Annotated in this window: 9 protein-coding genes; 3 read left to right on the plus strand and 6 right to left on the minus strand. The window is 42.3% G+C overall.

Going from position 1 to position 11,602, the window contains the following annotated elements; genetic code table 11:
• The first annotated feature begins 51 nt into the window (after positions 1-51).
• Positions 52-1,620: an ammonium transporter gene (locus NWP25_RS00150; protein ID WP_280698617.1), complete on the plus strand. Its 1,569-nt coding sequence runs from the start codon at positions 52-54 to the stop codon at positions 1,618-1,620.
• Between the two features lie 370 nt (positions 1,621-1,990).
• Entirely contained in the window at positions 1,991-3,199 is a 1,209-nt protein-coding gene (locus NWP25_RS00155; RefSeq protein ID WP_280650789.1) for a 4-hydroxy-3-methylbut-2-enyl diphosphate reductase, read from the plus strand.
• 281 nt (positions 3,200-3,480) lie between these two features.
• Here the strand turns inward: NWP25_RS00155 and NWP25_RS00160 are convergent, their stop codons facing one another.
• The 5 genes from NWP25_RS00160 to NWP25_RS00180 all read right to left on the minus strand — a co-directional run bounded on the left by NWP25_RS00160 (position 3,481) and on the right by NWP25_RS00180 (position 9,430).
• On the minus strand, positions 3,481-5,697 hold the full coding sequence (locus NWP25_RS00160) for a tetratricopeptide repeat protein (RefSeq protein WP_280698619.1): 2,217 nt from the start codon (positions 5,695-5,697) through the stop codon (positions 3,481-3,483).
• A 231-nt stretch (positions 5,698-5,928) separates the two neighbouring features.
• Positions 5,929-6,108 carry a photosystem II assembly protein Psb34 gene (gene psb34, locus NWP25_RS00165; RefSeq protein ID WP_280650787.1) on the minus strand — a complete coding sequence of 60 codons (180 nt, stop codon included), beginning with the start codon at positions 6,106-6,108 and terminating at the stop codon, positions 5,929-5,931.
• Between the two features lie 430 nt (positions 6,109-6,538).
• Entirely contained in the window at positions 6,539-8,521 is a 1,983-nt protein-coding gene (thiO, locus tag NWP25_RS00170; RefSeq protein WP_280650786.1) for a glycine oxidase ThiO, read from the minus strand.
• A 112-nt stretch (positions 8,522-8,633) separates the two neighbouring features.
• On the minus strand, positions 8,634-9,068 hold the full coding sequence (locus NWP25_RS00175; RefSeq protein WP_280698621.1) for a hypothetical protein: 435 nt from the start codon (positions 9,066-9,068) through the stop codon (positions 8,634-8,636).
• A 23-nt stretch (positions 9,069-9,091) separates the two neighbouring features.
• Positions 9,092-9,430 (minus strand): 2Fe-2S iron-sulfur cluster-binding protein, encoded by a 339-nt coding sequence (locus tag NWP25_RS00180; protein WP_280698622.1) that lies wholly within the window; start codon positions 9,428-9,430, stop codon positions 9,092-9,094.
• Positions 9,431-9,513: 83 nt separating this feature from the next.
• Here NWP25_RS00180 and cimA point away from each other — a divergent pair, with 83 nt between their 5' ends.
• Positions 9,514-11,148, plus strand: a complete 1,635-nt coding sequence (gene cimA, locus NWP25_RS00185) for a citramalate synthase (protein WP_280687639.1) — start codon at positions 9,514-9,516, stop codon at positions 11,146-11,148.
• Positions 11,149-11,206: 58 nt separating this feature from the next.
• On the opposite strand, the gene NWP25_RS00190 is transcribed toward cimA, so the two are convergent.
• Positions 11,207-11,440, minus strand: coding sequence for a hypothetical protein (locus NWP25_RS00190; RefSeq protein ID WP_280650782.1), 234 nt, complete (start codon positions 11,438-11,440; stop codon positions 11,207-11,209).
• Positions 11,441-11,602 lie beyond the last annotated feature (162 nt).

The following is an 11,602-nucleotide window of genomic DNA, read 5'->3' on the forward strand; positions in this document are numbered from 1 at the left end:
GTTGCGCCCTAATGTTTGTACCATTCAATTTGTAGAGGATCATTGAAACTCATGTACCAACAAAAATCCACCATTAAAAATAGGCGATTATTTCCGAAAAACTACGCTAAAAGAAGATCATTTACCACAAAATTTAAGAGACTTAACTTAGCAATTAAGAGGCTTTCTCCCAGTTGGCAAGCCTGCTTACCCTTAGCTTCCTTGATTGTTTTGGCCTGGGGTTATGTGGCAGTTGCCCAAACACCAAATGCAGGGCCAACAACAGCAGAACTAAAAATTGCTCTGGATACCCTTTGGGTAGCAGTGGCCGCCTTTTTAGTATTCTTTATGAATGCTGGTTTTGGAATGTTAGAAACCGGCTTTTGTCGCCAGAAAAACGCCGTCAACGTTCTTGCGAAAAACTTGATTGTCTTTGCTCTCGCGAGTATTGCCTTTTGGGCAATTGGTTTTGGGATCATGTTTGGCGATGGCAATCACTTGTTAGGAACCTCTGGGTTTTTCCTATCAGGAGCAGATAATAGTCCTGCAACAAGCGATGCTTATAAAGGTGTTTTCAGTTCTCTGAGTTGGGCAGGTGTACCTTTAGCCGCCAAATTTTTATTTCAATTAGCCTTTGCCGGTACTGCGGCAACAATTGTTTCCGGTGCAGTTGCCGAAAGGATTAAATTTTTTGACTTCTTAATCTTCAGCCTCCTCATTGTGGGTATTGGCTACCCCATCACCGGACATTGGATTTGGGGTGGTGGTTGGTTAAGTTCATTGGGATTTTGGGATTTTGCTGGTTCTACCGTCGTTCACTCGGTAGGTGGTTGGGCAGCTTTAATGGGAGCCGCATTTCTAGGGCCACGCATTGGCAAATATCAAGATGACCAAGTTGTGGCTTTACCTGGCCACAATATGAGTATCGCTACCTTGGGCTGTTTAATTCTCTGGTTGGGCTGGTTTGGTTTTAACCCAGGTTCCACAATGGCTGCTGACGGTAGCGCCATCGCTCATATAGCTTTGACCACCAACATGGCCGCTGCTGCCGGTGCAGTTGCCGCTACAGGTACAGCTTGGATTTACTTAGGTAAACCAGACTTATCCATGATTATCAACGGCGTTTTGGCCGGGCTGGTAGCAATTACAGCATCTTGTGCTTACGTGAGTATTACTGCTTCTTTACTCATCGGCTTCATTGGTGGAGTTATTGTTGTTTTCGCCGTCACAGTCTTTGACAAACTTCGCATTGATGACCCAGTAGGCGCCACCTCAGTTCATTTAGTTTCCGGTATCTGGGGAACTCTGGCAGTTGGTCTGTGGTCTGTTGGCCCTGGTGTTTATTCCTGGTATGGTGTCGGTCCTTCTGCGGGTTTATTTGCCGGTGGTGGCTTAAGACAATTATTTATTCAACTAATTGGTGTTCTCTCTGTAGGGGGGATGACAGTTGTTCTCAGCAGTATCTTCTGGCTATTACTCAAAGCTACTTTAGGTATCCGAGTATCCAGAGAAGAGGAGTTAGAAGGTTTGGATATCAGCGAACACGGTATGGAAGCCTACAATGGATTCCTCAAAGAAACTAGCTCTGGAGGATTTACTGAAGGGTACAGTTCCACCTCAGTGTCCCAAGATAAATATTGATAGTGTTTGATTACTGATCAACCCCCGCCTATAAGACCTTTGACATTGGTTGAAGTGGCGGGTTTTTTAATGCAATATTTTTTCTAATCACAACAGGGTGACATATTGGCGCTAGAAATTTAAAATCTGATGTCTACTGCAACTTGGATATTAGATCCAAACGGTTCAGCAGATTTGACCTCTACTCATGTTACAAAAATCTTCCATGAGCGAGTTGGGTCTATGAATGAAGAATCCCCACGCCTTTAGGTTGGGGAGTGTCAAAAATGTATAGCAACATGAATTTAGAAAGTAGCGAATAGAAAAAATTTATCCCTAATGGCGTTCTAGCACGCGAAAATGAGAAATAGTGATTTAAATCAGAAAAACAATGGATACAAAAGCTTTTAAACGAGCGCTCCAACATTCAGAAAATTACAATCGTAAGGGATTTGGTCATCAAGCAGAAGTGACCACTCAGTTACAATCTGAATATAAAAGTGGCTTAATTCAGCAAATTCGCCATCAGAACTACATTTTGACACAAGGTGATGTCACAATCCGATTAGCCAAAGCCTTTGGTTTTTGTTGGGGTGTAGAACGGGCTGTAGCCATGGCTTATGAAACCCGTCAGCATTTCCCCACTGAACGCATCTGGATTACTAACGAAATTATTCACAATCCCTCTGTGAATCAACGGATGCAGGAAATGAATATCGGATTTATCCCCGTGGAAGCAGGTAAAAAAGATTTTTCAGTTGTGGAAACTGGTGATGTAGTCATCCTACCGGCTTTTGGAGCCAGCGTTCAAGAAATGCAAGTTCTCTATGACCAAGGGTGCAAAATTGTCGATACAACTTGCCCTTGGGTATCTAAAGTTTGGAATACCGTAGAAAAGCACAAAAAAGTTGCTTTTACCTCAATTATTCACGGTAAATATAAGCACGAAGAAACAATTGCCACTAGTTCCTTTGCAGGTAAATATCTCATTGTGCTGAATTTACAAGAAGCCCAATATGTTGCCGACTATATTCTCAATGGTGGCGAGGGCGAAGAATTTATGCAAAAGTTTGCTAAAGCTTGTTCAGCAGGATTTGACCCTGATCAAGATTTAGAGAGAGTTGGTATTGCCAACCAAACCACCATGCTCAAAGGTGAAACTGAGGAAATTGGCAAGCTGTTTGAGCGGACAATGATGCAGAAGTATGGAACCGTTGATTTAAATCAGCATTTCCAAAGCTTTAACACCATCTGTGATGCTACTCAAGAACGGCAAGATGCCATGTTGGAATTAGTAGAAGAAAAGCTGGACTTAATACTAGTAATTGGTGGATTTAATTCATCCAATACAGCTCAATTACAACAAATTGCTGCCGAAAGAGGAATTCCTTCCTATCATATTGATTCTGTAGAAAGAATTAAATCAGCAAATACTATCGAACATCGTCAACTAAACGGGCAGTTAGCCATGGCAAATAACTGGCTACCCAATGGCAAAATTATTGTAGGAGTTACTTCTGGTGCTTCTACACCAGATAAAGTAGTGGCAGATGTAATGGAAAAGATGTTCGCATTAAAGGCATTAGTCCCAGCAATTTAATCGCCACTGAGATAATCCCGGTAGCTTGAAGAAACCGGGGTTATTTTTTCACATTCTCTGTGTTTCATAATATAGCCTTTCCCACTGTAATGAAGTACACACCAATTTATTCCCTGTTCCCAAAACGAAAAAACCTTGTACCTCACTACCACGGTAATGGCTATATCCGCTGTGGATACGTTTCCTCAACTCCCAGACAAAAAGTGATTTTGAATCCAAAATGATACACTAACGAAATGCAAAAAATACCAACAACACAAAGCAGAAAAAATTGTCTGAGTTTACAATTTAGGTAAAATTTGCGGTAATAAATGACTGGGAACTTTAGATAAAGCTAGATTCTGTCCCTGTATCCCTAATTCACTATGGAAAGCACGAATTATTTTTACGACATAATTAAATGTTGTTTGATACGCCTCCGGCTGTTGGCCAAACCCATTTAAGGCTTGTAAATGATTATTTAATGCTGCTTCTAGGTGTTGCGAAGTGGCAGCTTTGTCACCAGAAAAAGAATGGTCTCTTACTAGCTGATAATGAGCTAATGCCAAATTATTGTGAGCAGCAAATAAATCAAAACTTAAAGATGTACCTCCCATAGAGTGCGCCAAGGTAATAGCTTCATCATAAGCACTAATAGACAATTGTAATAAATTTTGCCTTGAATTTTGAGTTGTTGCAGATAAATTTGCTAAATGCCAGTACGCAGTAGCCAAATTATTTTGTGTGGCAGCACAAGCACCAGGAACATTAGCTGGAGTACGATATTTTAAAGCTTCGCAGTAAACATCAATCGCTAGTTGCAAATTTTTTGCTGGTTGCTCGTCGTACTGTGCCAGATTCCAGAAGGCAGTACCTATATTATTCTGAATCATGCCATATTTCAAGGGATCCTGGTCAGGGCTGTAGTGAGCCAAGGCCTTACTGTATGATGCGATCGCTTGCTTTAAGTTTTCCACTGGTTGATAGTATTGTCCCAAATGCCAGTAGGCAGTACCTAAATTATTTTGGCAAGCAGCATACTTTAATGGTTCCATATCGGCTTTACGATATCGCAGTGCTTCATTGTAAGCTAATACAGCTTGCTGCCAATTTTCGGATGGGTTAACAAAACGAGCCAAATCACCATAAGCAGTGCCTAAATTATTTTGTACCCGTGCATAGGTGTCTGGCCGTTCTTCAGAAGATATCAGTTTTAAAGCCAAATGATAAAATTCAATTCCTTGTTCTATATAAGTCTTCCCATCCCCGGATTGATGAGAAGCGCGGTACAGCATCCAATAGAGTGTACCCAAGTCGTTTAAAATATCTGGTACTTGAGGTGATGTTTCATCGTGGGTGATGGCCTCCTGATAGGCAAGAATTGCCACCATCAAATTTTCTAGGCTAGACTTTCCTTGTTCAATGCGTAGGCGATATAAGTTGCCTAAGTTATGATAAGCCGCTGCCAACACCTCTCCAGAAACTTGTTGTGAGTGTAGTGCTTCAATTTGTAAAAGCATTTCCTGCGTTTGTTCACGCTCCTCCCTATCGTCAGCAATCTTCGTGTCAATCGTGCTGAGAACTAACTCGGTTAACTCATTGCTAATATGAGACAACGACGATGACAAGGGGCTATTATCTTCCCTGGTTCTAGCAGTTGATTTCTGTTCCTGGATTCCAGTCTTCAATGGTTCCGCAGTTACAGGAAAAGCTTTTTCCTCTTCACCTGGATCATTGGTTGATGATTGCACCGACAAGTCAAAATCATCCCCAAATTTTAGGCCATTAACAGAAGCGGCTTTTAGTTCTGCTTCAATAATGGATTCATCAAGGGCAGATTGCTCAATATCTTCTAAATCGAAATTTCTAGAACTCGAAGAAGGTTCTGCATAACCTTGATTTTGCATTGTTGGTGTCGGGTCTCCCGCAAACACAAACACACCAGTACGCCAACGCCAAAACTGTGGTGCTGATTGCTGAATAGCAGTCAACCAAGGACGTGATACCCATAACAGCAGGCTGGACTCTAGAAATTGGGTAGACTCTTGTTGAGAAAAATATTGCTCACTTAAGCGCAAATAGTGTAAAAATAAACGTTGTATCGCTACTGGTTGCTTGGTTAACTGTTCTACACCTACAATTTGAAATATTGGTATTGGTAGCTTTTTTACAGGTGTGTCTTTGGATACAGCAACCATTGGTGGTGGATAATTAGCCAGCCATTTATTTATGTGATCTATGGGATTGGGATCACTTAAATTCAACCTCAATGTGACCAGTCGCGGATAAGCTGGAGTGCTAGTTTCATCACCGTTTACAGGTTTATATAGCACTTGCCTGACCGGATAAGCTAAAGTAGAATGCAGCCGAGCAGCTACTTGATTTCTTAAGTGTAAATTATCACTAACTGCTAAAAAAACTTGTCGTCTTAAACCAAGACTGAGGGCAAGTTTTAAACGATGATATACTTGTCGATTCCAAGTAAAACTATTGGTCTGTTTAGTATCATTCACGCTCATGGCGGCTAAAGAGCCAAAACATGGTTTATGTAAATTTCCCAGAATACATAGCAGCAGACAGAGGAAATTAATCTGCTGACTATGCATTCATTGTTTGAGTTTTGGTAAAGTCGGCAGTATCTATTTATACTTAACCTCCCATAACATTCTAACAAAAAATAAAAAAAACAAGGCTCCTATTACATGGGAACCTGGAATACTAAAATATTAAATCTTATTAAAAAATTCGGTTTAACCGACACTAGAAACAGAGAAGGCAATGAAAATTGAACCAGCAACCAAAGCTGCGCCAACAAGACCTAAGAAAATATAGGTGATCTTTTGCTTGTTTGTGGGAGGTTCTGCTTGATAAACCTTTGGTTCGCTAGCAAAATTGTTCAAACGGCCTCCCTCTTCGTTTGTATAGGGCATGAATTAATTCCTTATTACCTTGATTTTATTAGTTTTATCTTACTTCAGACGCTCCAGACTGGAGCCACAAAAATTCTTAGTTCAACAAGTCCACTGCAACAGACCCTTTGCGATATATAACCCAAAGGTGGTTTTCTCCCCAAATGTTGAGCCTTATTGACAGTCCCACGGCTAGAAGCACGTGGGATTCTTAATTCATCTAGCCAACTTAGCTAAGTCGGCGTGGAAATTTCAATGTATGTCCGCAGAAGGTGGAACGCAACAATCCCAAGGGTCTTGGGAGTTTCACATTTTGTTACATAGTTAAGTTTATTTTTGCCTACTTATTTTGTTGAACAATTCTAACTTTCTTGCTTTTCTTCAATTGTAGAAATTTTAGATTTCAGATCTAAAATTGCAATCCAAAATCCAAAATTGATTGCCCTATTGGTTAATTAGTAATTGTTCCAGTCAAAGGTGAACTGGCACTAGCGTAGGTTTTCAGGGGCATTCTACCAGCCAGATATGACAAACGACCAGCCAGTACTGCTAAATTCATAGCTTGGGCCATAGCTGGGGGGTCTTGGGATAGAGCGATGGCACTATTAATTAATAAAGCATCTGCACCCAATTCCATCGCCTGAGCCGCTTCTGATGGTGCGCCAATTCCAGCATCTACCACTACTGGTATACTGGCATTTTCAATGATAATTTGAATATTGGCGGTTGTTTTTAGCCCTTGTCCCGAACCAATGGGCGATGCTAAAGGCATGACTGTAGCACAACCAACATCTTCTAGGCGTTTAGCTAACATGGGATCTGCATTGATGTAGGGCAGAACTGCAAAACCTTCTTTAACCAACTGTTCTGCGGCTTGTAGCGTGCCAATAGGATCAGGAAGTAAATATTTAGGATCAGGTATGACCTCTAATTTCACAAAATTGTTATCTTCTTGTCCCAATAGTTTCGCCATTTCTCGCCCTAAACGAGCCACACGAATGGCATCTTCTGCTGTTTCACATCCGGCAGTATTGGGTAACATCCAGATTTTTGTCCAATCCAAGGCTTCGGCTAAACCCTCATGTCCTACAGCCTGAGTTTGCACCCGTCTTACTGCCACGGTAACAATTTGACAACCACTCGCAACAATACTTTGCTGCATCTCCTCAATGCTGCGATATTTGCCTGTTCCTGTCATCAAGCGGGATTGAAAAGTTTTGCCGGCAATGACCAGTGGTGAATCTGTGGTGACGGGATTGAGCGGCTCTTTGATGACAAGTGATGAATTTTTACAATGATTTCCCTGGGGGAAGTTGACCGAATGGGTAAGCATCGAGTTAGAGGTAGATGATTGGCTAGGAAAGCGCGAATATTGAAAATGAGACAATATGGGATCAAGTTTGTGTTCCCAAATCAAATCCGCAATTAATACTGCGGTTATGGGCGCAAGTAATATCCCATTACGATAATGACCTGTAGCCAAGGTTAAATTTTTACAGTGACTAGTGCCTAGAATGGGTAAACCATCGGCTGTGGCGGGGCGAAATCCCCACCAGAATTTCTCAATGGGATAATTCTCTAATTGGGGATATAGATGAATGGCTTCTTGGAGCAAGGTTTGAATACCAGCTGGTGTGTTATTGGGCGTAAAGCCAACATCTTCGCTAGTTGCCCCAATGATGATAGAACCGTTCCGCCTCGGTACGATGTAAATATTATCTCCAAACAAAACCCTTGTTAGGGGCAATTCTGAAATAAATTCCGGTACTAGTACACTCAGCATTTGCCCTTTGCGAGGACGTACAGGTAATGGTAATAATTCAGACGACCATGCACCTGTAGCTAAAACATAATGGTCACCACGAATTAATCCTGTCTTAGTTTGTACACCAACTATTTGTCCCTGTTGCTGTAAAAATCCTTCTACTTTCACCTCGTCTTTTAATTGAACACCAAGAGACTCTGCTGCTGTCCACAGTAGTTTCAGTAAAGCACGATTATCAACTTGTGCGTCTTCAGGATGCCACCAACCACCAACTACTTTAGACCCCAATCCTGGCTGACATTGATGAATTGCCACTTGATCTAACCAGTATGAGAACTCAGAAGTGGGGGAAGCATTTACTTTATCCCCTTGTTTTTCATAAACCGGTGCTAATATTCCACAAGGCCAGTAACCACTATTTAAACCAGTCAAATCCTCGAGTTTACGCGTCCAATCTGGATATAAAGCCAGCGATCGCCTACACAAAGAACGCATTGCTTGATTGGGGATCTTTTCCGCATCTGGCGCTAACATCCCGGCGGCGGCCTGGGCAGCAGCAGCCTGAAAATCACGACAAAGCACGGTGACCGTAGCCCCGCGCAATTTCAATTCAACGGCCATTGCCAAGCCAATTACACCGCCACCAATAATTAAAATGTTACTACTCATTAGTCATTGATCATTAGGTATCTACAATTAGTACATAACCAATAACTCATAACTAATAACTCATCGCCTTATAACTTGTAATTAATTATTAGCAACTAACAACTGTCCAGGTTTACCACAAAGCCCGGATTGGTCTCCTACCCTCAGTTGCTGTGCTGGATGTGCTGGATGTGCTGGATGTGCTGGCTGTGCTGGCTGTGGTGCTGGATGATGTACCTGAATCAAAGCCTGTACTTGTGCTACCTGATCCATTGTCAGAGGTTGAGGGCGAATCATTACTTTGAGCGATGCTGCTGTTGTCAGGAGAAGAAAAACTTTCCTGGGCAACACTGCTTCCGTTTTCAGGAGCTGTATCGTTTCTTGTACCTCTGCTAGCAGAGGAGCTATTAACATTAATATTAGCTGGAAGAACTTTAGATGTTCTGCCTTCAGGAGCATCATTATCGGCGGTTTGTTGTCCACCTATGGGAAAGTTAATACCCAATAATGTACCCAGTAATATTGCCAAGCCCCCAGCCATGAGAATTAGTGGAGTCCATCTACCCATCTTTTTTTCTCTCCTTTTTTAACCTAACCTTCTGGTGTCCAGAATATTTGAGAACCTTGTCCCCAAAATCCATCGTATTTTGTTACTCTTACATCTCCTAATACCTCAGTTTGACAGGCCAAACGGAGTTCTGTTGTAGGAGAATGAGGAGGAAGCGAGCGTCTAGCTTTATCTCGCCAATTTGCAGCAGATACTTCACCTTCTACCTTGACCGCACAGGTTCCACAACTGCCAATACCTCGACAGTTGATTAACTTAGCGCCGCCATTGTAAAGGTCAATACCGTTTTGCAGCAAAACTCTCCTTAAATTAGCTCCCACGTCGCACTCAATTGTCTGACCTTGAGCTTTTACTTTGGGCATGTCTTAATTACCAAATTACCAAACTGGCTTTTTGTTGTATATTGGCACATCACCTTACTCGTTGTCTCGCAAGTCTCAGTTTTATGACCACAAACACCTCACCTCGACTTTGGCTCTATGACACCACGCTACGGGATGGCACTCAGCGCGAAGGCTTATCAGTTTCTATAGAAGATAAATTACGCATTGCCCGCAGACTCGACCAACTAGGAATTCCCTTCATCGAAGGTGGTTGGCCTGGTGCCAATCCTAAGGATGTTCAGTTCTTCTGGAAATTGCAAGAAGATCCGCTTAAACAGGCAGAAATAGTGGCTTTTTGTTCCACACGTCGTCCCCATACCACCGCTGACTCTGAAGCCATGTTACAAGCGATTCTGACTGCGGGTACTCGTTGGGTGACAGTTTTTGGCAAATCTTGGGATTTACAGGTCACGGCAGGTCTCAAAACGACTTTAACAGAAAATTTAGCAATGATTCGGGATACCATCCAGTATCTTTGTTCTCAAGGACGACGGGTAATTTATGATGCCGAACATTGGTTTGATGGCTACAAACAGCACAGAGATTATGCTTTACAAACCTTAGAAGCTGCCATCGCAGCTGGCGCTCAATGGCTAGTGCTCTGTGACACTAATGGTGGTACATTACCCCACGAAGTAGGTCAAATCGTGGAATCAGTTATTAGTCATGTTTCATCAGTCATTAGTCCACAATCAATTCCCCAAATTGGTATTCATACTCATAATGATTCCGATACGGCAGTTGCTAATGCCTTGGCTGCGGTAATGGCAGGGGCAAAAATGGTACAAGGCACCATCAATGGCTACGGTGAACGTTGTGGTAACGCCAATCTCTGTTCATTAATTCCCAATTTACAACTAAAGCTTGGTTATGGCTGTATTGCAGAACACCAGCTCAATCAACTTACAGAAGCTAGTCGCTTTGTGAGTGAGGTGGTCAACCTCGCCCCGGATGAACATGCACCCTTTGTCGGAAGTTCAGCTTTTGCACACAAAGGCGGTATCCATGTGTCAGCCGTGGAACGAAATCCTGTAACTTACGAACACATCCAACCACAGCAAGTCGGTAACCGTCGCCGCATAGTAATTTCCGAACAATCTGGACTCAGTAATGTTTTAGCCAAAGCCCGTACTTTTGGTATTGAACTAGATAAGGACAAACCAGCCGCCCGAGAAATTCTGCAACGCCTCAAAGAATTAGAAAGTCAAGGATATCAATTTGAAGCAGCAGAGGCGAGTTTTGCACTGTTGATGTATGAAGCTCTGGGCGGTCGTCGGCAGTTCTTTGAAGTCAAAGGTTTTCAAGTACATTGTGACTTAGTGGAAGGTAAAGAAACTAACAATGCCCTAGCCACAGTGAAAATAGGTGTGAATGGGAAAGATATTCTCGAAGCTGCGGAAGGAAACGGCCCAGTTGCAGCTTTAGATGCTGCTTTACGCAAAGCCTTAGTCAACTTTTATCCGCAAATTGCCACCTTTGAATTAACAGATTACAAGGTACGGATTCTCGACGGACATACAGGTACGGCAGCTAAGACTCGTGTGTTAGTGGAATCAGGAAGTGGTTCTCAACGCTGGACCACTGTAGGAGTCTCCCCCAACATTTTAGCAGCTTCTTATCAAGCAGTGGTAGAAGGCTTGGAATATGGTTTGTTGTTACATTCTCAAGTAGAAGCAGCTTTGAAAACTTCTAGATGAAGGTCAGTAAGGAGTAGGGGACAAATGTAACTTCCCAATGGCTAACTACCAATTACCGTCAAGAAAATTGTTCCCAGGATTGGGTAACCAATTGACTAAGCCAACGTCGTTGCTGGTGATTAAGCATCGGGTCATCAGCTAATAGTTGCGCGGTTAATTCATCTAAAGATTGTCCCTGAGAGCGAACAAGTTTGATGACTCCGACTATGGCTGATGCTACTAGTTCCTCATCAATGGGCTGTTGTCGCAGGGCAAAAATTTTTTGGGGACTGTCTGGGATGGGATAATTCATGGTGTAGGCTTAAAAAAATATAAAATGAACCGTAAACTTTGACAAACTATTAAAAATTCTTTACTCAATCTTTATTGAACCAATAGGGCGCAGTTTAACTTGGTTTATGCCTTTGTAAAATCCGTCTGAGTGAACAGATTATTCCGAAATGTCAACAAAAAT

It is taken from the genome of Umezakia ovalisporum Ak1311 (genome assembly GCF_029891685.1).
GTDB lineage: Bacteria > Cyanobacteriota > Cyanobacteriia > Cyanobacteriales > Nostocaceae > Umezakia > Umezakia ovalisporum.